Source organism: Kitasatospora sp. NPDC101108 (assembly GCF_055584725.1).
The window spans coordinates 120,702-146,704 of record NZ_JBVJLM010000002.1 but is presented as its reverse complement, the minus strand read 5'-3'; the positions used below and the strand labels follow the sequence as shown (position 1 = coordinate 146,704).

Annotated in this window: 26 protein-coding genes; 11 read left to right on the top strand and 15 right to left on the bottom strand. The window is 72.3% G+C overall.

Annotated features, from left to right (window positions below; genetic code table 11):
• The first annotated feature begins 106 nt into the window (after positions 1-106).
• Positions 107-457 carry a MerR family transcriptional regulator gene (locus tag ACZ6Z8_RS05425; RefSeq protein ID WP_465606595.1) on the top strand — a complete coding sequence of 117 codons (351 nt, stop codon included), beginning with the start codon at positions 107-109 and terminating at the stop codon, positions 455-457.
• 10 nt (positions 458-467) lie between these two features.
• Here ACZ6Z8_RS05425 and ACZ6Z8_RS05420 read toward each other — a convergent pair whose 3' ends face one another.
• The gene (locus ACZ6Z8_RS05420; protein WP_465606594.1) at positions 468-1,328 is read right to left on the bottom strand and encodes a helix-turn-helix transcriptional regulator; all 861 of its coding nucleotides are present in this window, start codon (positions 1,326-1,328) and stop codon (positions 468-470) included.
• Positions 1,329-1,494: 166 nt separating this feature from the next.
• Here ACZ6Z8_RS05420 and ACZ6Z8_RS05415 point away from each other — a divergent pair, with 166 nt between their 5' ends.
• Positions 1,495-2,271 (top strand): SDR family oxidoreductase, encoded by a 777-nt coding sequence (locus ACZ6Z8_RS05415; protein ID WP_465606592.1) that lies wholly within the window; start codon positions 1,495-1,497, stop codon positions 2,269-2,271.
• Here ACZ6Z8_RS05415 and ACZ6Z8_RS05410 read toward each other — a convergent pair.
• From ACZ6Z8_RS05410 to ACZ6Z8_RS05375, 8 genes are all read right to left on the bottom strand, one after another.
• Positions 2,246-3,208 carry an aminoglycoside phosphotransferase family protein gene (locus ACZ6Z8_RS05410; protein WP_465606590.1) on the bottom strand — a complete coding sequence of 321 codons (963 nt, stop codon included), beginning with the start codon at positions 3,206-3,208 and terminating at the stop codon, positions 2,246-2,248. The genes ACZ6Z8_RS05415 and ACZ6Z8_RS05410 overlap by 26 nt on opposite strands.
• A gap of 83 nt (positions 3,209-3,291) precedes the next feature.
• A complete protein-coding gene (locus tag ACZ6Z8_RS05405) occupies positions 3,292-3,513 on the bottom strand; it encodes a DUF397 domain-containing protein (protein ID WP_465606589.1) in 222 nt (73 codons plus the stop codon).
• A complete protein-coding gene (locus tag ACZ6Z8_RS05400) occupies positions 3,510-4,121 on the bottom strand; it encodes a Scr1 family TA system antitoxin-like transcriptional regulator (RefSeq protein ID WP_465606587.1) in 612 nt (203 codons plus the stop codon). Before ACZ6Z8_RS05400 ends, ACZ6Z8_RS05405 begins: the two co-directional genes overlap by 4 nt.
• Positions 4,122-4,249: 128 nt before the next feature.
• The gene (locus ACZ6Z8_RS05395) at positions 4,250-5,554 is read right to left on the bottom strand and encodes a YrhB domain-containing protein (protein WP_465606586.1); all 1,305 of its coding nucleotides are present in this window, start codon (positions 5,552-5,554) and stop codon (positions 4,250-4,252) included.
• Entirely contained in the window at positions 5,551-5,856 is a 306-nt protein-coding gene (locus ACZ6Z8_RS05390) for a hypothetical protein (protein ID WP_465606584.1), read from the bottom strand. Before ACZ6Z8_RS05390 ends, ACZ6Z8_RS05395 begins: the two co-directional genes overlap by 4 nt.
• Positions 5,857-5,904: 48 nt before the next feature.
• A complete protein-coding gene (locus ACZ6Z8_RS05385; RefSeq protein ID WP_465606582.1) occupies positions 5,905-7,677 on the bottom strand; it encodes a putative T7SS-secreted protein in 1,773 nt (590 codons plus the stop codon).
• Between the two features lie 4 nt (positions 7,678-7,681).
• Positions 7,682-8,221, bottom strand: a complete 540-nt coding sequence (locus ACZ6Z8_RS05380; RefSeq protein WP_465606580.1) for a hypothetical protein — start codon at positions 8,219-8,221, stop codon at positions 7,682-7,684.
• Between the two features lie 25 nt (positions 8,222-8,246).
• On the bottom strand, positions 8,247-8,666 hold the full coding sequence (locus ACZ6Z8_RS05375; protein ID WP_465606578.1) for a hypothetical protein: 420 nt from the start codon (positions 8,664-8,666) through the stop codon (positions 8,247-8,249).
• A 323-nt stretch (positions 8,667-8,989) separates the two neighbouring features.
• Here ACZ6Z8_RS05375 and ACZ6Z8_RS05370 point away from each other — a divergent pair, with 323 nt between their 5' ends.
• Positions 8,990-9,397: an SCO4402 family protein gene (locus ACZ6Z8_RS05370; RefSeq protein WP_465606576.1), complete on the top strand. Its 408-nt coding sequence runs from the start codon at positions 8,990-8,992 to the stop codon at positions 9,395-9,397.
• 48 nt (positions 9,398-9,445) lie between these two features.
• Here the strand turns inward: ACZ6Z8_RS05370 and ACZ6Z8_RS05365 are convergent, their stop codons facing one another.
• The gene (locus ACZ6Z8_RS05365; protein WP_465606574.1) at positions 9,446-9,880 is read right to left on the bottom strand and encodes an SRPBCC family protein; all 435 of its coding nucleotides are present in this window, start codon (positions 9,878-9,880) and stop codon (positions 9,446-9,448) included.
• A gap of 106 nt (positions 9,881-9,986) precedes the next feature.
• Here ACZ6Z8_RS05365 and ACZ6Z8_RS05360 point away from each other — a divergent pair, with 106 nt between their 5' ends.
• Positions 9,987-10,625 carry a formylglycine-generating enzyme family protein gene (locus tag ACZ6Z8_RS05360; RefSeq protein ID WP_465606572.1) on the top strand — a complete coding sequence of 213 codons (639 nt, stop codon included), beginning with the start codon at positions 9,987-9,989 and terminating at the stop codon, positions 10,623-10,625.
• Positions 10,626-10,691: 66 nt separating this feature from the next.
• The gene (locus tag ACZ6Z8_RS05355; protein ID WP_402822706.1) at positions 10,692-11,213 is read left to right on the top strand and encodes a GNAT family N-acetyltransferase; all 522 of its coding nucleotides are present in this window, start codon (positions 10,692-10,694) and stop codon (positions 11,211-11,213) included.
• A gap of 64 nt (positions 11,214-11,277) precedes the next feature.
• Here the strand turns inward: ACZ6Z8_RS05355 and ACZ6Z8_RS05350 are convergent, their stop codons facing one another.
• Positions 11,278-12,087, bottom strand: coding sequence for an aminoglycoside phosphotransferase family protein (locus ACZ6Z8_RS05350; RefSeq protein ID WP_465606570.1), 810 nt, complete (start codon positions 12,085-12,087; stop codon positions 11,278-11,280).
• Positions 12,088-12,237: 150 nt separating this feature from the next.
• The gene (gene soxR, locus ACZ6Z8_RS05345; protein WP_465606568.1) at positions 12,238-12,789 is read right to left on the bottom strand and encodes a redox-sensitive transcriptional activator SoxR; all 552 of its coding nucleotides are present in this window, start codon (positions 12,787-12,789) and stop codon (positions 12,238-12,240) included.
• A 56-nt stretch (positions 12,790-12,845) separates the two neighbouring features.
• Here soxR and ACZ6Z8_RS05340 point away from each other — a divergent pair, with 56 nt between their 5' ends.
• Both ACZ6Z8_RS05340 and ACZ6Z8_RS05335 read left to right on the top strand, forming a co-directional pair.
• Positions 12,846-13,553: a transketolase gene (locus ACZ6Z8_RS05340; protein ID WP_465606566.1), complete on the top strand. Its 708-nt coding sequence runs from the start codon at positions 12,846-12,848 to the stop codon at positions 13,551-13,553.
• A 54-nt stretch (positions 13,554-13,607) separates the two neighbouring features.
• Positions 13,608-14,501 carry a transketolase family protein gene (locus tag ACZ6Z8_RS05335; protein WP_465606564.1) on the top strand — a complete coding sequence of 298 codons (894 nt, stop codon included), beginning with the start codon at positions 13,608-13,610 and terminating at the stop codon, positions 14,499-14,501.
• Positions 14,502-14,526: 25 nt separating this feature from the next.
• On the opposite strand, the gene treZ is transcribed toward ACZ6Z8_RS05335, so the two are convergent.
• The 3 genes from treZ to glgX all read right to left on the bottom strand — a co-directional run bounded on the left by treZ (position 14,527) and on the right by glgX (position 20,993).
• A complete protein-coding gene (gene treZ / locus ACZ6Z8_RS05330; RefSeq protein ID WP_465606562.1) occupies positions 14,527-16,257 on the bottom strand; it encodes a malto-oligosyltrehalose trehalohydrolase in 1,731 nt (576 codons plus the stop codon).
• 2 nt (positions 16,258-16,259) lie between these two features.
• Positions 16,260-18,773: a malto-oligosyltrehalose synthase gene (treY, locus tag ACZ6Z8_RS05325; RefSeq protein ID WP_465606560.1), complete on the bottom strand. Its 2,514-nt coding sequence runs from the start codon at positions 18,771-18,773 to the stop codon at positions 16,260-16,262.
• Positions 18,774-18,845: 72 nt separating this feature from the next.
• Positions 18,846-20,993, bottom strand: a complete 2,148-nt coding sequence (glgX, locus tag ACZ6Z8_RS05320) for a glycogen debranching protein GlgX (RefSeq protein WP_465606559.1) — start codon at positions 20,991-20,993, stop codon at positions 18,846-18,848.
• A gap of 382 nt (positions 20,994-21,375) precedes the next feature.
• Here glgX and ACZ6Z8_RS05315 point away from each other — a divergent pair, with 382 nt between their 5' ends.
• The 4 genes from ACZ6Z8_RS05315 to ACZ6Z8_RS05300 all read left to right on the top strand — a co-directional run bounded on the left by ACZ6Z8_RS05315 (position 21,376) and on the right by ACZ6Z8_RS05300 (position 25,925).
• On the top strand, positions 21,376-22,650 hold the full coding sequence (locus ACZ6Z8_RS05315) for an SAV2148 family HEPN domain-containing protein (protein WP_465606557.1): 1,275 nt from the start codon (positions 21,376-21,378) through the stop codon (positions 22,648-22,650).
• A gap of 46 nt (positions 22,651-22,696) precedes the next feature.
• On the top strand, positions 22,697-23,164 hold the full coding sequence (locus ACZ6Z8_RS05310) for a GNAT family N-acetyltransferase (RefSeq protein WP_465606555.1): 468 nt from the start codon (positions 22,697-22,699) through the stop codon (positions 23,162-23,164).
• Between the two features lie 74 nt (positions 23,165-23,238).
• Positions 23,239-23,982 (top strand): ABC transporter ATP-binding protein, encoded by a 744-nt coding sequence (locus tag ACZ6Z8_RS05305; RefSeq protein WP_465607469.1) that lies wholly within the window; start codon positions 23,239-23,241, stop codon positions 23,980-23,982.
• A complete protein-coding gene (locus ACZ6Z8_RS05300) occupies positions 23,979-25,925 on the top strand; it encodes an ABC transporter permease (RefSeq protein ID WP_465606553.1) in 1,947 nt (648 codons plus the stop codon). Before ACZ6Z8_RS05305 ends, ACZ6Z8_RS05300 begins: the two co-directional genes overlap by 4 nt.
• Positions 25,926-26,003 lie beyond the last annotated feature (78 nt).

Below are 26,003 nucleotides of genomic sequence, written 5' to 3'. Positions count from 1 at the left end.
CGGTCTTTGGTGGCGGACGGCCTCACGGTAGACAGTGGAGTACTGTCCAAGGTCAAGCCCACGGTTCGGCGGGGAGTGGGGGCGGGGGATCGTTCGGCGGAGGATCATGAGGATCGGGGAGCTGGCCGCGCAGGCGGGCGTCAGCAGGGACACCGTTCGGTTCTACGAGAAGATCGGCCTGCTCGAAGGCCGGCGGCAGGCCAACGGCTACCGTGACTTCCCGCCGGAGGCGGTGGCCTGGCTGCACTACGTCCGCACCGCGCAGGCGCTCGGCTTCACGCTCGCCGAGATCGCCCGGCACGGCGAGCGGCTGCGCGACGCGCCCGACGGCGCGGAGGCGCTGTCCGCGCTGCTGCGGGACAAGATCCGGATCATCGACGAGCGGATGGCCGAGCTGGCCTCGCTGCGGGCGGACCTGGACGCGCGCGTGGGCACCGGGTGCCCGCTGCGCGGCTGAGCCGGTCGGGTCAGCGGGTGGGGATCCCGGGCGCGGTCCAGCTGGCCAGCACCCGGAGGGACTGGGCGGTCTCGGAGCCCGGTTCGACGTTGTAGACGCACAGGGTCTGCTCCGCGTCGCCGGGGACCTGGAAGGACTCGTAGGAGAAGTGCAGGTCCCCGACGAGCGGGTGGTGGTAGTGCTTGGCGCCGTGGGTGCGGCGCAGCACCCGGTGGTCATTCCACCATCCGGTGAACTCCGGTGACTTCAGGGTGAGTTCGCCGACCAGGTCGGCGAGCCGGCGGTCGTCCGGGTAGCGGCCCGCTTCGAGTCGGAGCATGGCCACGGTTTCGGCGGCGATCCGCGCCCAGTCGCCCACCCGCTCGCGGGCCCGGGGGTCGAGGAGGTAGTAGCGGGCCAGGTTGCGGTGGGTGGCGGGCAGGGCGTCGAAGTCCGTGAGGACCTCCCGGGCGAGCCGGTTGGAGGCCAGTACGTCGGTGCGGCGGCCCAGGATGAACGCCGGTACGTGGTCGAGGGTTTCGAGCATCAGGTGCAGGCCGGGCCGGACCCGCTGGGCCTTGGCGGCGGAGGCGGCCCGGTGAGGGCGCTGGGTGCCGGAGTGCAGGAGGTCGGTGAGGTGTTCGCGTTCGGTGTCGTCCAGGCGTAGCGCGCGGGTGATCGCGTCGACGACCTCGGCGGAGGGATTGAGGGCGCGGCCCTGCTCCAGGCGCGTGTAGTACTCGGTGCTGACACCGGCCAGGCGGGCCACCTCGTCCCTGCGCAGGCCGGGTACGCGGCGGACGCGCCCGTCGACGGGCAGCCCGGCCTCCTCGGGGGTGACGCGTGCGCGGCGGGAGCGCAGGAAGCCGGCGATCTCCTTGGTGCGGTCCATGGGTCCATTGTCGGTGTGGTGGGTGGGGGTGTGCGCGCTCTTGGGTGGCCCTGGTGGTACCTGCCTGGGCAGGGCCAGTTGTGGCGGTCCGGGGGGATGGTCCGGGGGTTGTACTGGATCTGCGGCCGACGGGGATCGGCCGAAAGCCCCTTGGAAGGAAAGTGCCATGCTTACGAACACTCTGTCCCGGCCGCTGACCGGCCGTGTCGCCGTCGTCACCGGGGCCTCCAGCGGCATCGGAGAGGCGTCCGCCGAGAAGCTGGCGTCGCTGGGTGCCCGCGTCGTCGTTCTGGCGCGGCGGGCCGAGCGGCTGGCGGAGCTGGTCGGGCGGATCGAGGAGAACGGTGGCGCTGCGTCGGCGATCGCCGTCGATGTCACCGATGCGGCTGCCGTACGGGCGGCCGCGGAGCGGGTGGAGGCCGAGTTCGGCGGGGCCGACCTGCTGCTGAACAACGCCGGTGTGATGCTGCCCGCTCCGATCGAGGAGCTGGCGACGGAGCAGTGGAAGCAGCAGATCGACCTGAACATCACCGGGCTGATGAACGCGATCGGCGCCTTCACCCCGCAGCTGGTGAAGGTTGCGGCGGAGCGCGGGGTGGCGGACCTGATCAACACCTCGTCCATCGCGGCGCAGAACATCTTCCCGAACTTCGCGGTGTACTCGGGGACCAAGGCGTACGTCAGCCACCTGTCGCGCCACCTGCGGGCGGAGCTGGGCGCGAAGAAGGTGCGGGTGTCGGCGGTCGAGCCGGGGATCGTCGGCACCGAGTTGCAGAGCCACGTGACGGATCAGGGCGCGCTGGAGTGGCTGGAGGGGTCGAAGGAGACCGTGGAGTGGCTCACGCCGGAGGACGTCGCGGAGATGGTCGGTGTGATCGCGACGCTGCCGGCCCGGGTGAACCTGCAGCAGGTCACCATCATGCCGACCGGGCAGGCCAGTTGAGCGGTGGCGCCGCGGACGTGTCACGGGCGGTGCTGACGAGGCGGCGCAGGGCGGCCTGAGCGGGCGGGCCCCAAGTGACCTTCCCGCCGGGGCGGTTGTGGCGGCCGGCCTCGCCGACGAAGATGCCGCCGAGGGCCCGGATGAGGGCCCAGCCGCGGGCGCGGCGCAGGGTGGCGGGGTCGGCGGCCGGTTCGTAGGCCTGGTGGAAGAGCTCGGCGGCGCCGTCCGGGAGCAGGTTCCAGGCGGCGGCGAGGTCGCAGGCGGGGTCGCCCGCGCAGAGTGCGCCGAAGTCGATCACGCCGCAGAGGGCGCCGTCGGCGGTGAGGACGTTGGCGGGGTGGAGGTCGCCGTGGATCCAGAGGGCCGGGCCGGTCCACGGCGGGGCGGTCACGGCGTCCTCCCAGAGGGCGCGGACGGCGTCCGGGTCGGGGATCAGGCCCAGATCGGTGGCGGTGGCGAGGCCCGTGGTGAACTGCTCGGCGTGCAGGGCCAGTGGACCCCCGCGGTCGTCGCGCCCGGTGGGGGCCGAGGCGGGGGCGGGCCGGTGGAGGGCGGTCAGGAAGGCGGCCAGAGTGCGGGCGGATTCGGCGGCGCGGGTGACGGGCGCGCGGTCGGCGGGGGTGCCGGGGACCCAGGTGGTGACCAGCCAGGGGTGGGGGAAGCGCTCGGAGGGCTCGCCGAGACGCTGCGGGACCGGGATCGGGAGGGACAGACCGGCCGGGAGCGCGGGTATCCAGGTGTGCTCCTTGCGCAGCATGTCCCCTGCCGACTCCGTCGCCCAGGGCACCCGGACGGCGAGGTCGTCCCCGAGCCGCCACATCTGGTTGTCCCAGCCGCGCGCTCCGAGCCGGAGGGGGAGGTGGGCGAGGTCGGGATGCTGGGAGAGCAGGAGGTGGCGGAGGAGGCCGGCGGTGATCTCGGTCGGCGTGTGGGGCATGGGGGAACGGTAGTTGAGGCCGACGGCCGGGTGCAGGGAAACGGGCGGCCCCGCGCGATGCGCGGGGCCGCCCGTGGTCTGCGTCAGGGGGCGGTCGGGAAGTCGCCGGCCCGGACGCCGGCGACGAACGCTCGCCAGGCCGCAGGAGAGAAGCCGAGGGCCGGGCCGTGGGGGTCCTTGCTGTCGCGGACCGGGATGAGACCGGTGATGCCGTCGGCTACTTCGACGCAGTTGTCGTTCGGGTTGCTGGCGATTGCCTTCCTCCACTGGACGGGGAGTGCTGAGGCGACAGGGAAATGAGTCACTTGAGCATGTCTCTCTTCTGTGCGATGAGGCTACGAGACTGGTCGAGGTCCAGGGCGGTTGCCATGATTTCGTCGAACGCCGCTCGATAGATGTTGACTTGGCTCGGGTCTTCAACCCAGTCGCTGCTGAGCATGCCGCTGAGCAGGACCAGGTCAAGATCTCGTTGCCGGAACTCCAGTAGTGCGAACGATCCAGTCATTCCGGGGTGCGGCGGAGCCATGGACGGCATGATCTGAACTCTGATGTTGGGGAGCTGGCTGAACTGCAACAGCTTGGCCAACTGATCGGCCATGACGCGGCGTGGGTGAGCTCGACGTGAGCGATGTACGCGGAGAGGTTCGCCGAGGCCTTGGCTCACGCGTTGTCGGACGAGGTGGTGCTCACCCGTACGGTCGCGGGCATGCCGGCACAGGGAACGAGGACTGCGCGGCAGCCCACCGCGACGGCCTGCCTGGCCTGCACTTGTGACGGCGGCCAACCGGAAGTCAGGGACGCACCGGTAGATGACCGGCGGGGGTGGATCCGGGGTGGTGACGCGACCGTGGCCTCCACCCCATCTCGGAGTGGAGGCCGGCAGGTGCACGTGGAACGCAGCGGCGACGGCCATGAGGCGGCTCCGGCAGCGCGGGCGGTTCCCAGCCTTCGCAGGCCTTGTCCCTCAGTGGCTCAAGGGCTCGGATTTACTGTTGGCTCGCCGCGCATATACGGCGATCTGAAGTGCCAAACCCTGCGCTTTCATCGGTAGCGAGTGATCCGGACCGAGATCACGCCCTCATGCTCCATATCGGCTCCCTCGCCGGTAGCAACGTCAAGAAGCACCGGCCCCCTGGATGTATGCGCCACAGCGATCAGCCTGCCGACGCTCTCCCGCCCGCGGCGATCACGCCGGCGGACCCAGGCCAACATGCGAGCGCCCTCCGGGGTACGGACCACCCTGGCCATTGCGGTCAGCCAGTCGGTGAACTCGGCCGTTTCCAGGACCGGTCCCAGTTGCGCCATGGTGGGTGCGAACCAGGCCGCTTGGCCAGGAGCAGGCGGCAGTGCCATCTCATCCACGCCCGGCACGCCGTCGGCGAGCCACCGCTCCAGCCATCCCCATGGGTCGGTGTTGGGTAGTCCGAACGGTGAAGTGTCATCCTTCGGCACCACAACGGCAGCATCCAACATTCCCCGGGACCAATCCCCGGTCGCGAGGAAGTCGCGGTTGTTGCACGCGAAGAGCCAACCCCGGCCGAGATCGTCCTCTTCGCCGTGATCGACCAGAACGACCTCGCCGCGGTAGTGCTCAGCCAGCCACGCCTCGGCCTTGGCCACTGCTGAGGCCAGGTCGGTGGCGGCGCGCCGCCACGGTGGAGAGGCGGAGGAGGCGCCACCACGCGGTCGGTGGAAACGGGCCAGGGCGAGCTGGCGCACCCCGGTCGTTTCGAGGCGGGCGAGTCCGCCGCTCTGTCCGTCCAGCACGGTGACGCGGTTTCCGTCGTTGTAGACGTACAGCAGATGCCCGGTTGCCTCGAAACCGCCCAGCTCACGACGGACCCGCACGACACCGCGCGTGTCCTGGCCTCCCTGGTCGACAGCCGCGAGCACCTCGTCCCAGTCCGCACAGGTGCTGACTTCAGCGCCAGTGAAGTATCGGCGGATCAACCGCGGCCACCAGCCCGGCGCTTCATGGTACGGCTGCCACGGCAACATGCTGATCGCCGCCTGGTCGATGGCTGCGTCCACTGCTACCACACAGCTCCGGGCATTGACTCGGTTCTCCCAGTCCTGCCGAGTGCGTGGACTGGGGTCCTGAGCGAGTGCCGTCGCATCTCCCCAGGGGTCACTATTGCCCGGGTGGAAAGGAGCCGATCCGTCCTTCGGCACGACGATGGAGGCGTTGAGCATCGGAGTGGTTTTGTATCCGGGTCCGGGCAACGCGCGCAGGGCATACCACCACGCCTGCTCGGTTTCGGCGACCGGCTGGTCAGCGGCGAGATCGACCACCGGCCCGTAGAGCTGTCGTAGCCAGGCCCGCGTACCGGCAGTGGTGTCGTTCACAGCTCGGAGTCCGGGAGTGGAGAGAAATTTCCGGTCTCCAGAAAGTAAACACTCTGTTTTACGGAAAGGTTGGACGGGATGAAGTCGACTGCACCGTTGTCCTTGCGAACGTACAGGTGTCGGTTTCTCGGTCGCGTGCTGGCGTCGCCGGTGTCGAGGTACTCCTGGGTGTCGAACGGCACCCCCCAAGCCCACCCGTACTCCTTGATCCATTCGTCCCGAAGGGCGATGGTCGGCGGCGCCTTGGGATAGAGAACAGAAAGACGGGCCCGAGCCGCCTCGATTACTTCCTGTCGCGTCATCGGCACCAAACTCCTTGCGCAAATTGGTCGACACAATCCCGACCATGGCTATCGATAGGGCATATATCTTATACTGACGATGTCATCCGTTTCCAGCGTTGCCAGTCTGCCAGTTTGACCGTCTATATAGATCACGCGGCCATCGATGTTGACCACGTTGAACACATGACCGGTGTATCCATCCCGTGTGATGTCAACAACCCCGCGAGAGCCGGGTCCTCTTGCTGCCATGTCCTCGCTGATCGCATCGTAGCCGCGGACCGGATGGAACGAGGCTTCCGGATCTCCGAGCTCTTTTCTGTACAAGTCTTCCATTTCCATATCAGTGCGCCCCCGCGGAAGCGGGGCGGTATACACGTCCAGGCCATCAAGCCTTCTGTCAACCGTGACAACATTATTGGTGCAGTTCACGTTATATCCCGGTTGCCCGGCTTCCAGGCGCGGACTGTTCATGTCCTTCAGCCAGGGGAATTCGCTGTCGATCAGGGCCTGGGCCTGCTCCGGTGACACCGAACCCGCGTGGTAGGCCGGGTATGTGGCTCGGGTGTCCGGCCGCCATGGACCTTGCGGCTCGAAGATGTCCTTGTACCAGTCAGCTGTACCACCCTGCTCGGCGGCGTCCTTGGCGGCCTGTTCGGCGGCGTTCTTGGCTGCGTCTTCGGCTACGGCGGTGGCTTCGCGTTCGGCGGCGGAGGCCGCGACGCCGCTGCCTCCGGTTTCGGGGGCGAGTAGCAGGTTGCCGAAGAGTTTGCCGCCGGCTTCGGCGGGGTCGGAGCCCCAGCCGCTGCCGACAAGACCCTTGACTGCCTCAGTCGGGTTGTTGGCGCTGCTGGACAGGCCGGCCACGAGGCCGGAGAGGCCCGTGGCGTACTCGGCGGGGTGCGTGGCGTTGTAGGGGTCGAGCGGGTTCACGCTGCGCAGGAGCTTGTTCAGGTCCACGGCGCTCTTGATGACACCGCCGCCGAAGTGGACGGCGAGCTGCGGGACGGACGTGGCGGTGTCCATCAGGTCGGCCTTGAGGATCTCGGTCTGGCTCGGCATCGCCGGGGCGGACTCCACGAGCGCCTTGACCGTTGCGAGTGCCGTTCGGGCGGCTGAGTCCCGCTGGGTGCGGGCGGCGTTCAGCTTGTCCTCGGCCTCCTTGAACTGGGCAACCGCGTCCGCAGGGGGCGTGAACTCGCCGGGCTTGGCCGGCGGGTCCCCCTGGCGCTGGTCGGCCGGGACCGCGTTATAGGCCTTGAGCCGCAGGTCGTAGGTCATCGCATCGTTCATGTAGGTCTTGGCGGCGGCGTCCGTCTTCTTCTGCGCCTCCTTCCAGATCCTGACGGCCTCCTTCGCCTGGTCCTGCGCCCAGCTGACGGTGTGGGCGTAGGTGGTCAGAGCGGTGCCGGCCTTCGCGAAGGCGTCCGCCGCCGTCAGCCACTGCCTGGGCTGGGGGTCGAACTCCCCGCGGAACTTCTCGGCGGCCTCTCCCCTCCAGTGGTCGGTGTCCAGGCGGGTCAGGCCCTGGCCGGCCTTGGAGAACGCGTCGTGGAACTTCTGCAGGTGACCCGCGACCTCGTTCAGCTTCTTGGCGTCGCCGTGAAGCAGTTCCTTCGGGTCGTCGCTCTGGTCGAGGTTGCGTTCGGCGACCTTGACGCCGGCGTCGTCGGCGATGTCGTCGCCCCAGCCACTGACGGTCTGTCCGGCGCCGTGCAGGCCGGCCGCGTCGAGTGCCTCCCCGGCCAGGTGCCCGCCCTTGCGCAGGCCCTTGGCGACGAACTTCGTTCCGCTGTCGACGGCATCGTCGACGAAGTCCAGGGCGTCTCCGAGGAATCCCATGCCGTCACTTCTCCGGGGCCGGCGGGACGGGGCCGACCGTCGCGTTGAGCGTCATGTTGACCACGCCGGGCTTCTGGAGCGCGTCCTGGGCTGCCTTCTGCCACTGCTGCTTGATGTCGGTTTCGGCCTTGTCGAACGACTTTCCGGAGTAGTCGGGGTGCATGACATCGTTGATCGGGTTGTCAGCCCACACCTGCGACCACGACTCGTGCTCGACCTGTTCCTCGGTCAGGTGGGGGTTGCCCAGCACGCCGGCCACGACGTCCTTCGTCAGCCCGCTCGCGTACTGCTCCTGCTCGTGGTAGGTACCGGCCGCCAGACCGACCTTGTTGGCCATGTCCGAGCCCTTCACCACCAGCGATCTGACCGCCCAGCTCCAGCGCTCGCAGAACTCACCGAACGACGTCGACAGTTCGAAGTCACCGGCATCCATCCCACCCAGCTCCAGCTCGGTGAACCCGCGCCCGCCCTCGGCGACCCCGGCTATGCCGATCGACTTCAACTCGGCGATCACTCCGTTGAGGCCGTCCGCTACGAGCTTCAACGCCTCAGGATCTGCCTGATAGCCCTCACCCAACGCTCACAACCCCCGTCATCTCCGGCCCGTCCAGAGCCACCTCGTCCGGCACGATCCCCCGCACCGGCGGAAAGAGCATCGGCTCCTTCCCCGCCACATCCAGCGCGATCCCCCCGGGCACGTCCAGACCCGGCACTGCCACATCCAACAACCGGCTCCCCAGCACGGTCATGTATGGAAACCCGTCCAGCGACAGCCCCTTCGACCGCACGAACGCCGCCAATTCCTCCTCGGACGAGAACGCGAAGATCCACCGCAGACCCCCCTGGTCCCCCGTCCACACCGCATCATCGCCCCACAACGGCACCAGCACCGCGCTGAGCCGGAACTGCGCCAGCATCACCGACGGATCCCCGACGCCAGCCCGCAGGATCCGCACCTGGTGCACCAGGCCCGCGTTACTCACCGTCACCCCCCAGACGCAAACCGCTCGACACCTTAGCGCACGCACTTTCGACCGGAGTGTCACTGGCCCGTCAAGCGTCTCGAAAGGGAAGAATCGGCTCCGCATCCGTGAACGGGACTGACCGAACTGCGGATACTCACCGCGATCGAGACCTGAACGCGGCCCGCGCACCTCGGCGCTTCCGCCTTGGCCTGCGATCGGGAACGACCTGCCCAGATCCAGATCGACGTGCCGTTCATCGGACCGCTCAGGCCCCGGGCTGCGGCGTCGAAGCGCAGTACTGGGCTTTGATCTGCTGCTCGGCCTCGTGCGGTAGGTACCCTCTCGCCGTGATCGATCACGGAATAGCCCTTCCGAACTTCCGGCTCCATGTCGTACCGGCGGTCGTGGCCCTGGCCAGTCCGACCTGGCAGCGGGAAGTCTGGCTCGACCGGGACCAGTTCGAGAATCTCGACTACATCGTGCACGTGCTCTTCGACGACTTCTGCGATGCGCACGAGCCCGCGCCTTTCCTGGGTGGGAGCCTGCGTACCGAGGAGGAGGTCGGGCTGATGGCGCTTCTCGGCGCCGACTATGGCGCGGTGCAGGATGAGGTCGGCGCCTCCTCTCCGGACGAGGCCTACTTGGATGCCCCGGGCTGGCACGCCGTAGTCAGTGCGGCGGCCCGGTCGGCCCAGGTGATGCTGAGCAACGACTACCTGGCTCCGGCCCGGCTGCTTGAGGCTGGTGACAGCTAGGCGAGGCTGCGCACGGGAGCGGGGCGGGTAGGGCCCGCCCCGGCGGGCTCAGCCCGCGAAGCGGTCGCGCAGGCCGGCGAGGCCGGTGGTGAAGACGCCGTGGACGCGTTCCGTCGAGTCCTTGCGGTGTTCGGCGTCGATGTCGTACCGGACGCTCCACTCCACGAAGCTGGCGGCCAGTTCGGTCACCGGGGTGACGCGCAGGGTGGCGCGGTAGCCGTCGAAGTGGAAGGTGCCGTCAGGGAAGCTGTAGGTGTAGCTGCGGGCCTCGTCGTCGTAGGCGAGCAGCGTCTCGTGCAGGACGACGCCGTCGGGCAGTTCGAAGACCCGGACCGATCCGATCGCGTTCCCGGCCAGGCCGTTGCCGAGCCGGCTGGGCGGCAGGTGGGGGTGCCAGTCGCCGAGGGCGTGGAAGTCGCCGACCAGCTCCCACACCCGCTCGGCGGGGGCCTCCACCACTGTGCTGACTGTCAGGACCGCCATGGTCGTTGCCGCCTTTCGTTCGGTGGGTGACGGCTCATTCTGATGCTCCGTCAGACCGCGGCGCCAGGGGACAGGCCGGTCGGGGTGGCCCGTAGGATCGTCGATCATGGAACCGAGTACCGGACTGATCGCCGTGCCGCCCGGCCGCGTCACGCTCTCCGACCGCCGCACCCAGCGGACTTGGCGCGTGGAGGTGGCCCCGTTCGAGCTGGGCGTCTGTTCGGTCACCCGTGAGGAGTACGAGGGCGTCGCGGGCGACCGTCGCCCCGCGCACAGCGTGTCCTGGCTCGACGCCGTCCGCCACTGCAACGAGCTGTCCCGGCGCGAGGGCCTGGCGCCCGCCTACCGGGTGGACGGTGAGGAGGTGGCCTGGGACCGCGACGCCGACGGCTACCGGCTGCCGACCGAGGCCGAGTGGGAGCACGCCTGCCGGGCCGGGACGGACGGGCCGCGCTACGGTCCGCTGGACGAGATCGCCTGGCACCGCGGCAACTCGGGCGAGCGCCCGCACTCCGTCGGAGAGCTGCGGCCCAACGGCTACGGGCTGTACGACCTGCTCGGCAACGTGTGGGAGTGGTGCTGGGAGCTCTACGACCCCGAGGTGTACGGCAGTTACCGCGTCCTGCGCGGTGGCGGCTGGTTCGACGAGCACTGGAGCTGCCGCGCCTCCGTCCGCCGCCGCAGCCACCCGACACTGCGGATCGACGACGTGGGCTTCCGGCTCGCCCGTTCGACGGGTGCCTGACCCCGGCGCCTGACCAAGACGAACACCCGGCGGAACCACCTCGGCGGGCCGCGCGTTGGCGCCTGCGTGAGCGATGAAACGGTATCCCTGCGTCCGATAGCCGAAGCCGACCTCCCCGCCTTCGGCCGACTGGTCAACGACCCCGAGGTGGTGGGCGAGTTCCAGTGGTACGGCTGGCGGGATCCGGAGCGGTTCCGGCGCCGGTGGGCGGAGCACGGGCTGCTCGGCGACGACCAGTGGATCTTCGCGGTCGTCGCCGGGGAGGAGTTCTGCGGCTTCGTCGCTGCCCGGCGGAAGGCGATGCTGCCGACGGCGCCGTACTGGAACATCGGCATCCAGCTGATGCCGCAGGCTCGTGGACGGGGGATCGGCACCCAGGCCCAACGACTGCTGGTGGACTACCTGTTCGCCCACACGCCGACGATGCGGGTGGAGGCGGACACGGACGTCGACAACATCGCGGAGCAGCGTGCCCTGGAGAAGGTCGGCTTCACTCGGGAGGGCGTCCATCGCGCGGTGAACTTCCGGGCCGGGCAGTGGCGCGACGGGGTGTACTACGGCCTGCTGCGCACCGACCCGAGGCCCTGAGTCAGAGGTCTGAGCCAGAGGACCTGAGCCAGAGGTCCTGAGCCAGGGCCCTGAGCCGGGGCCCTCAGGCGACCCCGAACCACTCCTCGGCGAGGTCGTCCAGGGTCCGCGCCGAGGGATTCAACTCCTTGAGGTACCACGGCAGGTGGCTGTACACGTGCAGCAGCGTGTACGCCATCAGCAGCCGTGGTTCGAAGGGGCGGCCGTAGGCGGCGAGCAGCTGTCCGAGCAGGTGCGGGTCGGCGCGCGTGGTGAAGAGGCCGACGGCGACCAGGTCGTAGGCCGGATCGCCGGTCATCGCGGGCTCGAAGTCGATCAGGCCGGTGAGCCGCCAGCCGCCGGCCGGGTCGGTGATCAGGTGCTCGCGCATGAACTCGGTGTGCAGCAGGGATCGTTGGGCGGAAGCCGGCAGCGGGGCGGCGGCGAGGAACCCGGGGATCTGCTCCAACCACGCCTCCGGCAGTCCGCGTTCGCGCTGCCGGTCGACGGCGCTCGCGCGCTGCCGGGCCAGGAAGGCGGCCCAGTCGCCGGGGGCGAGGGTGTCGGCGAGCGGTCCGGCGTCGAGGGCGTGGAGGGCGGCGAGCGCCTCGCCGCAGTCGCGGGCGATCCGCTCGCGGTCGGCCCGGGGGATGCGCGGCCAGGCGGGGGCGAGGCCCTCGCCGTGGAGGCGGGACATCAGGACGTAGCGCCAGCCGTTGACGTACTCGCCCGCAGCCCGGACGGCCGGGGTGGGGATCGGCAGCGCGCCGTCCAGGAAGGTCAGGACGCGCTCCTCGACGAGGCCGTCCCGGGCGCTCGCCGCCGGGAACAGCTTGAGCACGTGCTCCCCGCCGACCGCGTAGACCGGGACGGACCCCTCCGCGAAGCGCGTCAACGGACGCCCGTCGAGGCCGAGCAGCGCGCCTCGGCGCCCGGGCGCATCACCGACTCGTCGGGGACGACCGCGTCCCACTGTTCGTCCGTCTCGACCGGAGGCAGCACAGCGCCACGGTAGGCGTACCAACCGCCCAGCGGCAAAGGATTTTCAGGGCGTGTCGGGCCGGGGGACGCGGCCTCCGGGGACGTCGGCCGAAACGGGTTCCGGGCCGGTGGCCGGGTCGCGGGTGAGCAGGTAGCGGGCGCCGGGGCCGGCCTGGGCGGCCCGGTCGCCGGCGTTGTAGAGGGCGCAGCGGGTGAGCGAGAGGCAGCCGCAGCCGATGCAGCTGGTGAGTTTGGCCTTGAGCAGTTCGAGTTCGGCGATCTGTTCGTCGATCCGGCCCTGCCAGGACGCGGCGACGGCGGTCCACTCGGCGCCGCTGGGGGCGGGGCGCTCGGGCAGCCGGTCGAGGGCGACCTTGGCCTCGTCCAGGGAGAGGCCGACCCGCTGGGCGGCCCGGACGAAGGCGATCCGGCGCAGCGTGCCGCGCAGGTAGCGGCGCTGGCCGCCGGAGGTGCGGGTGGCGTGGATCAGGCCGAGGCTCTCGTAGTAGCGCAGCGCGGAGGCGGCCAGGCCGCTGCGGGCGGCCAGCTGGCCGATGGTGAGCAGGTCGTCGGAGCGCGGGCCGGTGGTGCGGGCGCCGTCGGGTATCGCGGTCATGGGCACTCACTGTAGCCGCTTGACCTCAAGCTGGCTTTAAGTTGCACGATCGGTCCATGACGACGACGACAGAGACGGCGGCCCGGGCCCGGTTCGAGGACCTCCAGGCGCTGATGGCCCTGATGACCGGCGACGAGAAGCACGACGTCGCCGCCACCTCCACCCTGGACGCGCTCTGGGTGCTGTACGACCGGGTACTGAGGGTGACCCCGGACACCGCCGAGGCGCAGGACCGCGACCGCTTCCTGCTCTCCAAGGGCCACGGCCCGATGGCCTACTACGCCGTGCTGGCCGCCAAGGGCTTCATCGACCCGGCCGTGCTGCCGAGCTTCGGCGGCTACGACTCGCCGCTGGGCTACCACCCGGACCGCACCCTGCTGCCCGGCGTGGAGATCTCCTCCGGCTCGCTCGGCCACGGCCTGCCGCTGGCCGTCGGCACCGCGCTGGGCCTGCGGGCGCAGGGGCTGACCGAGCCGGCGGTGTGGGTGCTGGTCGGCGACGCCGAGTTCGACGAGGGCTCCAACCACGAGGCGGTGGCCTTCGCCGGCGCCTACGGGCTGGACCGGCTGCACGCGGTGGTGATCGACAACTCCTCGGCCACCCACGGCTGGCAGGGCGGGATCGCCCAGCGGTTCGCGGCCGCCGGCTGGTCGGCCGCGACGGTGGACGGCCGCGACCACGAGGCCCTGCACCGGGCCTACACCACCGCGCACCCGGGCCGCCCGCACGTGGTGGTCGCCCGGGTCGAGCCGAAGAACTCCTGAGCCCCGGAAACCCCCGACCAAGCCGGCACCACGAACGCGAAAGGCACTTCACCGATGGACACCATGCGCGAGCGCTTCGTCGACGTCACCACCCGCCTCCTGGACGAGGACCCCCGGCTGGCCGTGGTGCTCGCCGACATCACCGCCGCCGCCTTCGAACCCGCCCGCGAGCGCCACCCCGACCGGGTGGTCAACGTCGGCATCCGCGAGCAGCTGCTGGTCGGCGCGGCCGGCGGCCTGGCGCTCAGCGGGATGCGCCCGATCGCCCACACCTTCGCCAGCTTCCTGGTCGAACGTCCCTTCGAGCAGCTGAAGTTGAGTCTGGTCCACCAGGGCGTCGGCGCCGTTCTGGTGAGCGCGGGCGGCTCCTACGACAACCCGGCGGCCGGTCGCACCCACATGTCCCCGGGCGACGTCGCCCTGCTGGACACCCTCCCGGACTGGACGGTGCACGTCCCCGGCCACCCGGAGGAGGCCGAGCAGTTGCTGCGCCACGCCGTCGCCGACGGCGACCGCAATGTGTACGTCCGGCTCTCCAGCCACCAGAACGCCGCGCCCGTCCCGGTCGAGCCCGGCCGCTTCACCACCGTGCGCACCGGCTCGCGCGGCGTGGTGCTGGCCGTCGGCCCGATGCTGGACGCGGTGCTGGCGGCCACCGAGGGCCTGGACGTCACCGTGCTGTACGCGGCGACGGTGCGCCCCTTCGACACCGCCGGGCTGCGCGCCGCGCTGGGCGAGCGGACGGACGTGGTGCTGGTGGAGCCGTACCTGGAGGGCACGTCGGCGAACGGGGCGCACGCCGCGCTGGCCGACCGCCCGCACCGGGTGCTGGCCCTGGGCGTGCCGCGCGGCGAGCACCGGCACTACGGTTCGATGGCCGAGCACCTGCCCGCCTACGGCCTGGACGCCGCCTCGCTCAAGGATCGGATCGGGACCTTCCTCTGGTGACCCCCGGAGCTGCTCCGGCGGGGCCTCAGGTGCGGACGACCGCGGCCGAGTCCGCCGCCAGCCGTACCGCCGCACCCTCCAGGGCGGCCGCCCCGAAGGCCGCCACCACCTCCCGCCCGGCGTCCGCCAGCGGCAGCGCCGCCTCGCCCGGCCCGAGGTTGACCGCCACCCGGTACGGTCCCCGGTGCACCACCAGCCAGCCCGCCGCCTCGTCGAAGGCGACCCGCACCGCGTCGAGGTCCGGGTCGGCCAGCTCCGGGCGCTCGCGCCGCAGTCGGATCAACGTCCGGTACCAGGCGAGGAGTTCGCTGTGCGGGGCGCGCCGGGCCTCGGTCCAGTCGAGTACGGAGCGCAGCACGGTGGCCGGCTCCTGCGGGTCCGGGACGGCCTCGGCGGCCCAGCCGTGCTCGGCGAACTCCCGGCGCCGGCCGCGCCGGACGGCCTCCGCGAGGTCGGGGTCGGTGTGGTCGGTGAAGTACTGCCAGGGGGTGGCGGCGCCCCATTCCTCGCCCATGAACAGCATCGGGGTGAACGGCGAGGTGAGCACCAGCGCGGCCCCGCAGGCCAGCCGCCCGGCGGGCAGCGAGGTGGAGATCCGGTCGCCGAGCGCCCGGTTGCCGACCTGGTCGTGGGTCTGGAGGTAGCCGAGCAGCCGGTGGCCGCTGCCGGGGCCGAACGGCCGCCCGTGGCTGCGCTCCCGGAAGGAGGACCAGGTGCCGTCGTGGAAGAAGCCGCGCCGCAGGGTCTTGGCCAGGGCGGCGAGCGGCTCGCGCGCGAAGTCGCCGTAGTAGCCCTGGGATTCACCGGTGAGCGCGCAGTGCAGGGCATGGTGGAAGTCGTCGCTCCACTGGGCGGTGAGGCCCTGGCCGCCGGCCTCGCGGGCGGCGGTGGTGCGCGGGGTGTTGAGGTCGGACTCGGCGACCAGGAACAGCGGCCGGTTGCTCGACACCGCCAACCTCTCGACCTCGTACGACAGTTCCTCCAGGAAGTGGACGGCCCGGTCGTCCGCGAGGGCGTGCACCGCGTCCAGCCGAAGGCCGTCGATCCGGTAGTCGCGCAGCCAGGCGAGCGCGCTGCCGATCAGGTAGGCGCGCACCTCGTCGGAGCCGGGCGCGTCCAGGTTGACCGCCGAGCCCCACGGGGTGTGGTGCCGGTCGGTGAAGTACGGGCCGAACGCCGGGAGGTGGTTGCCGGACGGGCCGAGGTGGTTGTGCACCACGTCGAGCACCACCCCGAGGCCCTTGCGGTGCGCGGCGTCCACGAAGCGCTTGAGTCCCTCCGGACCGCCGTACGGCTCGTGCACGGCCCACAGCGACACCCCGTCGTAGCCCCAGCCGTGCTTGCCGGGAAACGGGCAGACCGGCATCAGTTCGACGAAGTCCACGCCCAGCTCGACCAGGTGGTCGAGCTGTTCGGCGGCCGCGTCGAAGGTGCCGCGCGCGGTGAAGGTGCCGATGTGCAGCTCGTACAGCACCGCGCCGGGCAGCGCGCGGCCGCGCCAGCCGGTCCGGGACCAGCGGAAGGCGGCGTGGTCCACCGCCCGGCTGGGGCCGTCCGGGCCGTACGGCTGCCGGGGCGAGCGGGGGTCGGGCAGCGGCGGGCCGCCGTCCAGCCGGAAGGCGTAGTCGCCCTCGGGGGCCTCGCCCGTCCACCAGCCGTCCCGGTCCGGGCAGCGGGCCAACTCGTGCGCGCCGCCGTCGACCTCGACCGAGACCGAGGAGGTCGCGTACGGCGCCCAGACCTCGTAGCGCGACATCCTCAGCCCCTCCTGCTCAGCAGTGCCACCGGATACGTCGCCAGCAGCTCCGCCACCGGCACCGGTCCGGCCGGGAAGCTGCGCAGCGACAGCTGGTCGGTCCACGGGCCGCCGGCCGGCAGCTCCAGCACCTCGCCGCGCCAGCCGCCGGACCGGGCCAGCCCGTACGGCAGCCGGGTGACGGCGGTGACCACGTCATCGCCCCGGGCGAAGGCCAGCAGGTGGTCGGGGGCGGCGAGCGGCCGGTAGGCGCCGAGCGGGCCGGAGCGGCGCAGGTGCAGGGCGGTGGCGGTCAGGTGCAGTTTCTCCCGGGCGAGGTCGCCGGGCCGCGGGGTGGCCGCGTCGGTGAGCCGTACGGCCAGCGCGCCGAGGTCCACCACGCCCCGGTTGTCCGGGTCGACCAGGGTGTACAGCGGCTCCTCGCTGCCCTGGTAGAGGTCCGGCACGCCCGGGACGGTCAGGTGCAGCAGGGCGGCGGCCAGGGTGTTGGAGCGGGCGTACGGGGCGAGGGAGTGGACCAGGCCCTCGATCCGGGGGAGCAGCCCGGCGTTGCCGAAGACGGCGCGGGCCCGCTGCTCCAGGGCCTGCTCGTACCCGGGGTCGGGGTTCGTCCAGGAGGTGTGCAGCTTGGCCTCGCGGGCGGCCTTGAGCAGGGCGGCGACCAGCCGGTCGGGGGTGATCGGCCAGGCGGCGACCAGGGTGTGCCAGAGCACCCAGTCGGCGTCCCGGTCGAAGCCGGGCCCGGCGGCGGTGGACCAGGCGGCGGCCTCGGCGGCCCAGGCCTCGGGCTGCTCGGCGAGGACGGCGAGCCGGGCCCGGGCGTCGGCGCTGCGCTTGGTGTCGTGGGTGGAGAGCACCGTCATGCTGTGCGGCCAGGTGCGCTCCAGGTACCGGCACCAGTCGTGGAAGTCGGCGGGGTGCAGCCCGGGCCTGGCGGGCTCGCCGCCGACCTCGTTGAGGCCGGGCAGGGCGTTCCAGCGGTAGAAGGCGGTGTCCTCGACGCCCTTGGCGGCCACGGCGGCGGCGGTCTGGGCGAAGCGCACGCAGAACTCGTCCTTGTCGGCGCTGCGGCCCAGTTCCCCGAGGGCGAGCGCGGCGACCAGGCGCTCGGTGGGGTCCGTGGCGCCGTCGGGGCCGAGCGAGCCGTCCGGGCCGAGCGCGCCGTCCGGAGCGAGCCCGCCGTCCGGGCCGAGCGAGCCGGTGGCCTGCAGCGGGTCGTCGAAGACGGGCTCCCCGGGCCGCGCGTACGGCCGGTACACCGGGTAGTCGGTGAGCAGCCGCCGCAGCGCCGCCCGCAGCTGCCCGGGCGCGTGGTCGGCGTGGGCCGGTTCGGCGGCGCCGATCCGCAGCGCGATCCGGACCAGCCGCTCGACCTCGGAGGTCAGCTCGCCGCCCGGCCCGGTCATGTCGGCCCGGCCGCACCGGGCGGCGGCGATCGCCGGGTGCGGGTCCTGGCACAGGTCGCGCACCGGCCCGCCGTGCAGGAAGGACTCGTACGCGCCGGCGAGCCGGCAGGCGCCCGCGTGGTCGATGAGCACGCCGTCGATCCGGCGCAGCGCGTCGTAGCCGGTCGTGCCCGCGACCGGCCAGTCCTCGGGCAGCCGCTCCTCGCCGGTGAGGATCTTCTCGACCACGACGTAGGCGCCGCCGGTGGCCTCGGCGAGGCGCTCCAGGTAGCCGCGCGGGTCGGCGAGCCCGTCCGGGTGGTCGATCCGGAAGCCGTCCAGGACTCCGTCGGCGTGCAGCCGCAGCAGGACGGCGTGGGTGGCGGCGAAGACCTCCGGCTCCTCGACCCGGACGGCGATCAGTTCGTTGACGGTGAAGAAGCGCCGGTAGTTGAGCTCGGTGCGGGCCAGCCGCCACCAGGCCGGCCGGTACCACTGGTGGGCGAGCAGCTCGGGCAGCGGCAGGTGCTCGGTGCCGGGGCGCAGCGGCAGCTCGTGCTGGTGGTAGCGCAGCCGGTCGCCGTCCACGGTCAGCTGGTCCAGGACGGCGCCGAGCCGGTCGCCGAGCAGCGGCAGCAGCACCCGCCCGCGCCCGGGGGCGTCGGCGGGGCCGGGCTGGGCGGTCCAGTCGATGTCGAACCAGCGGGCGTACGGCGAGTCGGGGCCGTCCCGCAGCACCTCCCAGAGCGGCTGGTTGAGCCGCTCGGGGACGGGCACGGCCATGTGGTTGGGCACCACGTCGGCGATCAGCCGCAGGCCGTGCCGGTGCGCCTCGGCGGCCAGGGCGCGCAGGGCGGTCTCGCCGCCGAGCTGCTCGCTGATCCGGGTGTGGTCGACGGTGTCGTAGCCGTGGGTGGAGCCGGGGGCGGCCTCCAGCAGCGGGGAGAGGTGCAGGTGGGAGACCCCGAGGGCGGCCAGGTACGGGACGGCGGCGGTGGCGTCGTGGAGGGTGAAGCCGGGTTGGAGCTGGAGCCGGTAGGAGGCGGTGGGGGGCGGGGTCGGGGTCGGGGGCGGCGGCGCGGGGTGGGTAGCGGCCGGGCGGGGCTGCGCGGGCTCGGCGGCGGAGGTCATAGGTCCATAGGTACCCGGCCGGACCCGCCGCCAAGACCCGCTGCTGATCCGAACAGGTGAGCGCCCGGGGGATCAGGCCGGTCGCTGCAGCACCATGAGTGAGCGGTCGGTGAGCCACAGCGCGTCCCCCGCCTTGACCCGGGCCCCGGTCCCGGGGGCGGGCAGCCGGGGTTGGGCGGTGTCGACCACGACCTGCCACTCCTTCCCGTAGTCGGCGGGCACGGTGAACTCCAGCGGCTCGAAGTGGGCGTTGAACATCAGCAGGAAGGAGTCGTCGACGATCCGCCCGCCGCGCCGGTCCGGCTCGGAGATGGCGTAGCCGTTCAGGAAGACGGTCAGCGACTTGGCGTAGCTGGCGCCCCAGTTGCGCTTGGTCATCTCCTCCCCGGCGGGGGTGAACCAGGCGATGTCGGTGAGGTCGTCGTAGCCGTTCGGGGCGGGGGCCCCGGCGCCGTGCCCCCCGGGCACCGGCCGCCCGTGGAAGAAGCGCCGGCGCCGGAACACCGGGTGGTCGCGGCGCAGCCAGATCATCCCCTGGGTGAACTCCAGCAGCCGGGCCTCCGGCCCCTCGCCCTCGGGCCAGTGCACCCAGGTGAGCTCGTTGTCCTGGCAGTACGCGTTGTTGTTGCCCTGCTGGGTGCGGCCGAGCTCGTCGCCGTGGGAGAGCATCGGCACGCCCTGGGAGAGCATCAGGGTGGCGATGAAGTTGCGCTGCTGGCGGGCCCGCAGCTCCTCGACGGCCGGGTCGGTGGTGGGGCCCTCGGTGCCGCAGTTCCAGGAGCGGTTGAAGGATTCGCCGTCCCGGTTGTCCTCGCCGTTGGCCTCGTTGTGCTTGTCGTTGTAGGAGACCAGGTCGCGCAGGGTGAAGCCGTCGTGGCAGGTGACGAAGTTGATGGAGGCGATCGGGCGGCGGCCGTCGTCCTGGTAGAGGTCGGAGGAGCCGGTGAGCCGGGAGCCGAACTCGGCCAGGGTGGCGTTCTCGCCGCGCCACAGGTCGCGCACGGTGTCCCGGTACATGCCGTTCCACTCCGTCCACAGCGGGGGGAAGTTGCCGACCTGGTAGCCGCCCTCGCCGAGGTCCCAGGGTTCGGCGATCAGCTTGGCCTGGGAGACCACCGGGTCCTGCTGGACCAGGTCGAAGAACGAGGACAGCCGGTCCACCTCGTGGAACTGGCGGGCCAGGGTGGCGGCGAGGTCGAAGCGGAAGCCGTCCACGTGCATCTCGGTGACCCAGTAGCGCAGCGAGTCCATGATCAGCTGGAGCACGTGCGGGCTGCGCATCAGCAGGCTGTTGCCGGTGCCGGTGGTGTCCTCGTAGAAGCGCTGGTCCTGGGCGAGGCGGTAGTAGGAGACGTTGTCCAGGCCGCGCAGCGACAGCGTCGGCCCGAGGTGGTTGCCCTCCGCGGTGTGGTTGTAGACGACGTCCAGGATCACCTCGATGCCGGCCGCGTGCAGCGCCTTGACCATCGACTTGAACTCCTGCACCTGCTGGCCGCGGTCGCCGCCCGAGGAGTAGGAGGAGTGCGGGGCGAAGAAGCCGATGGTGTTGTAACCCCAGTAGTTGGCCAGGCCGAGGTCGCGCAGCCGGTGGTCGCGGACGAACTGGTGCACCGGCATCAGCTCGATCGCGGTGACGCCGAGCTTGGCGAGGTGCTCGATCACCGCCGGGTGGGCCAGGCCCGCGTAGGTGCCGCGGATCTCCTCGGGGATGCCGGGGTGCAGCTGGGTGAGGCCCTTGACGTGGGCCTCGTAGATCACGGTGCGGTGGTAGTCGGTGCGCGGCGGGTGGTCGGTGCCCCAGTCGAAGTACGGGTTGATCACCACCGAGTGCATGGTGTGGGGGGCGGAGTCGAGGTCGTTGCGGCGCTCGGGTGCGCCGAAGTGGTAGCCGTAGACGGACTCGTCCCAGTCGATGTGGCCGCTCATCGCCTTGGCGTAGGGGTCCAGCAGCAGTTTGGCGCTGTTGTGCCGCTGGCCCAGGCCCGGGTTGTACGGGCCGTGCACGCGGAAGCCGTAGCGCTGGCCGGGCTGGACGCCCGGGAGGTAGGCGTGCCGGACGAAGGCGTCCGTCTCGCGCAGTTCGACGGCGGTCTCCGAGCCGTCCTCGTCGAGCAGGCACAGCTCGATCCGGTCGGCACTCTCCGAGAACACCGCGAAGTTGGTGCCGGCCCCGTCGTAGGTGGCACCGAGGGGGTAGGGCTTACCGGGCCAGACCTGCATGGCGACCTCAACTTCCTTCTGGCGTACGGAAACTGGCATGTAGTCCGACAATCAGCCCGGACCCGTGCGCTCTCTTCCCGGCCGGGCGGGCGGGCATGTGCGACGCTCGCGCGCCGTGACGCACGGCACAGCCCGCAATACTCCCCGAGCCCTTCCCCGACGGCCGGGAGATAGCGCCGGGGTTAGCCCGAACGGGTGTCCAACGGCGAATCCTGTGAAGAGTGGGACGGGTGGTGCGCGCGAGCCCCTCGCCCATCCGGCTGCGGACGGCTCTCGGCGGGCAGTACCCTTGATCGTCCGGCCGCCCCGGCCGACCGGTGCTTGTCAACGGCCCGTCAACGGACCCCGCGGCCGCGGGGGTCAGCCGCAGATGAGGTGGCGCATGGTGTTCCCCGCTGGCGGGCGTGGCTCCGGGCCCGACGGCCCCGACCGGGGCGGTGCCCGCAGCGAGGCGCCCACGGTCGTCATGCGGCCCACCATGACCGGCCGCGCCCTGGTGCCCGCCCAGGGCGGCCCCGTCGAGGTCCCCGCGCTCGCCTGGTCGGCGGGCGAGTGGGAGGACGCCTACCAGCGGGTCCGGCTGTCCGGGCGCGCCTACGTCTGGCTCAACCTGGTCGAACAGCGGCTGCGCTCCCTCGTCGACGAGGTGCTGCACCCCATCTACGCGCCCGCCCACGGCGAGGACTGGGTCACCGCCGCCGCCGGACCGGCCGGCGAGGAGTGGGCCCACCGGGCCGGCGCGGTGCGCGAGGTCAGCCGCCGCAAGGGCTACCTGCTCGACCCGGCCGACGACGACCCGCTGGTCTTCCTCACCCTGCCCCAGCTGCGCGAACTGATGGTCCAGCACTGGCCCTGCTTCGAGCCCTACCTCGCCGACCGGCGCGAGATCGAACTCGCCCTGGACGAACTGGAAGTGGCCCGGCACGTGGTCTCCCGCAACCGGGTGCTCACCCAGACCGTGCTCGCCCAGACCGAACGCGCCGCCGCCCGGCTGCTCGCCGTCCTCGACGGCGGCGCGGGCGGGGTGCCCGCCGACGTGGTGGAGTCGCTCGTCGCCGGCCGCTACGCCGACGTGGTCGCGGTGCACGCCGACCGGGTCCGGCTGCAGCGCGACCTGCCCGTCGAGGACCTGCTCGACGGCGCCCGCCGCCTGGACGCCCTCGGCATCGGCCTCGGCATGCTCTGCCAGAACTACACCGGCAAGCGGCTCGTCCGCCTGGCCGGCGAGGGCTGCCGGGTGCGGCTGCTGTTCCTCAACCCGGCGAGCAGCGCCGTACGCCGCCGGGAACGCGAACTCGGTCTCTCCCGCGGCGAGTTGTCCCGCTCCATCGAGATGAACATCATGCACGTGCGCAGGGTCCGGGCCCGGCTGCGGGACCAGGGCGGCTTCGAGATCCGGGTCTTCGACGAAACCCCGCGCTTCACCGCCTACCTGGTCGAGGGCCCCCGCCCCAGCGGACCGGTCGCCGGCCGCCGGCAGAGCCGCGACCTCGGCGTCGTCCAGCCCTACCTGCGCCGCTCCCGCGGCATGGAGTCCCCCGCCCTGATCCTGCGCGGCGGGGCGGGCCAGCAGCCGGGCGGCACCGAACCGGGGCTGCTGGAGGTCTACCGCGAGGAGTTCGAGGGCGTCTGGGCGGACTCCCGCAACGTGTCGTGAGACCTCCCGTGGTCAGCCGGCTGCCGCCGGTGGAACACTGCGGGCCGTGAACAGCCTCCCCGCCTGGGCCCTGGCGCCCGCCGGCCCCCAGGACCTCGAATCCATCGTCGAGCTCAAGGCCCAGGTCATGCGCGCCGACCTGGAACGCCTCGGCCGCTGGGACCGGGACCGTTCCCGGGAGCGCGTCCGGAAGTCCTTCTCCACCCGGTACACCTCCGTGCTGCTGGTCGAGGGCGCCTTCGCGGGCTGCGTCACGATCCGCCCCGACGAGCGGGGCGGGCGCCACCTGGAGCTGTTCTACCTCGCCCCGCACCTCCAGGGCCGCGGCCTGGGCACCGCCGTCCTGCGCCACCTCCTCGCCGACGCCGACGCCGCCGGGGACCCGGTGCGCCTCGTCGTCCTCCGGGGCAGCGCCGCCCAACGGCTGTACGCACGGCACGGCTTCGAGGTCGTCCACGAGGACCCGATCGACGTCACCATGCACCGCGAGCCCGCGTCCGGACCCCGCGCCTGACCTGCAACCACGATTCGCCACGTCGGCTGGTCGGCGGGGACGCGCCCGTGGTAGGTGTAGCCCCTGTGAAGATCATGGGGGAGGGCGGGGCCGCTGTGCTGCGCCTCGAAGACGTACACCGCACCTACGGCACCGGCCCGGAGGCCGTGCGGGCGCTCAGGGGGGTGGACGTCAGCTTCGACCGCGGGACCTTCACCGCCGTGATGGGCCCCTCCGGCTCCGGCAAGAGCACCCTGCTGCAGTGCGGCGCCGGCCTCGACCGCCCCGACAGCGGCCGGGTCGTCCTGGACGGCACCGACCTCGCCGGGCTGAACGAGACCCAGCTGACCGTCCTGCGCCGGCGGCAACTCGGCTTCGTCTTCCAGGCGTTCAACCTGGTCGGCTCGCTCACCGCCGAGCAGAACGTCGGCCTGCCGCTGCGCCTGGCCGGTCGCCGACCCGACCGCGACGAGGTCCGGCGCGCCCTCACCCAGGTCGGCCTCGGCGAGCGCACCGGCCACCTGCCCTCCCAGCTCTCCGGCGGCCAGCAGCAGCGCGTCGCCATCGCCCGCGCCCTGATCACCAGGCCCCGGATGCTGTTCGCCGACGAGCCCACCGGCGCCCTCGACAGCTCCAGCAGCCGCGACGTGCTCGCCCTGCTGCGCGACCTGGTCGACCGCGAGGGCCAGAGCACCGTCATGGTCACCCACGACCCGGTCGCCGCCTCCTACGCCGACCGCGTCCTCTTCCTCGCCGACGGCCGGATCGTCGACGACCTGCCCCGCGCCACCGCCCCGCAGATCGCCGAGCGGATGACCGCGCTGGAGACGGTGGCATGACGACGTTCGGCACCCTGCTGCCCGTCGCCGCCGCGAGCCTGCGCCGCCGCAAGGCCGCCTTCGCGGGCTCCTACGTCGCCCTCACCCTCGGCGTCACCCTGGTCGCCACCACCGGCAGCCTCCTCAACGAGACCGCCGGGGACGACTCCCCGCTCGGCGCGCCCTCGCTCCACAAGGTGCTCCAGTTCACCTCCGCGATGGCCGCCTTCGTCGCCGTCTTCGTCGTCGCCGGCACCTTCGCCTTCGCCGTCGCCCAGCGCCGCCAGGAGATCGCGATGCTGCGCGCCGTGGGCGCGACACCCCGTCAGATCGTCGGCCTGATCACCGGCGAGGCCGCCGTCGTCGCCCTCGTCTCCGCCGTCAGCGGCTGCCTGCTCTCGCTGGCCGGCGCACCCGCGCTCGCCGCCTGGCTGGTCGCCCGCGGCGCCGCCCCCGACGGCTTCACCGCCCGGCCCGCCGTCGGCCCGATGCTGCTCGCCGCCACCGTCGGCCTGCTGGTCGCCCTGCTCGGCGCCGTCACCGCCGCCGTCCGGGCCGGGCGGGTGCGCGCCGTCGAGGCGCTCGGCGACGCCGCCGTCGACCGCAAGGTCATGACCCGGCCGCGCTGGGCCTTCGCCCTGCTCGGACTGCTCGCCCTCGCGGGCACCGTCTCCTACTACCTCTCCGCGGCCACCATGCCGCCCGCTCCCGGCGACCAGCCGGACGACCCCCAGCTCGCCTCCCAGTGGGTGCTCGGCGCCGACCTGCTCACCATCACCGCGATCGCCCTGTTCGCGCCCGTCGTCGTCCCGCCGCTGGTCCGGCTGCTCAGCGCCCCGCTCGCCCGGGCCACCGCCGCCGCCCCGCTGCTCGCCCGGCAGAACGCGCTCACCGCGGTGCGCCGCACCGTCTCCACCGCCACCCCGGCCTTCCTCACCATCGCGCTCACCGGCACCGTGGTCGGCTCCACCGCCGCCTTCGCCGACGCCATGACCGCCCAGGGCAGGGCCACCGCCGCCGCCCGCTACGTGCTGCGCCCCGGCGGCGCCCCGCTGCCCGCCGACGCCGCCCGCCGGCTCACCGCCGGCACCCCCGGGCTGCACGCCACCGCCACCACCTCCACCGTGGTCACGGGCCTCGGCGCCGACCGGCCCGCCTTCGACGACCACGGCGAGGACTCGCCCGCCTCCGTCCCCTCCGCCGCCACCGTCGTCGACGGCGACCTCGCCACCGCCTGGACCCTGCCCGCCGTCGACGGCACCGCCGCCGACCTGCGCGGCGCCACCCTCGCCGCCTCCACCGACCAGGCGCGCGGCCACGGCTGGAAGCTCGGCGACCAGGTCAACCTGCGCCTCGCCGACGGCACCATCGCCGGTCTGCGGCTCGCCCTCGTCTACCGCACCCAACTCGGCCTCGACGAGATCCTGCTCAGCGGCGACGCCGCCGACGGCCACCTCGACGGCGCCCGCCCCGGCGCCGTCCACCTCAGCGCCGAACCCGCCGACCGGCTCGGCGGCGTCCTCACCGACGCCCACGACCCAGGGCCCGACCCCAACGCCCACTACGCCTGGATCGCCACCACCACCATCCTCGGCCCGGCCCTGCTCTACGCCCTGATCGCCATCGTCAACACCATGGTGATGAGCGCCGCCGACCGCCGCCGCGACTTCACCGTGCTGCGCCTGGCCGGAACGGTCCGCCGACAGGTGCTGCAGATGGTCGCCCTGGAGGCCGTCCTGGTGGTGGCCACCGCCGCCGCCCTCGCCCTCGCCGTCACCGCGCTCACCCAGTACGGCACCACCGCCCTGCTCAACCACCGCATCCTGGCCGGGCAGGCCACCGTCGCACTCCACCTGCCCTGGCTCCCCCTCGGCGCCGGCGCGGCCCTGTGCCTCGCCCTGGCCGTGACGGCCAGTCTCCTCCCCAGCCGCCTCGCCCTGACCGGCCCGGCCGCGACGCGGTAGGACCGGCCGTACGACACCGCCCGCCGGGCCGGTGAGGGAGCACGGGCAGGTCCGAGGCAGTGCTCGTGGCCGGCTCCG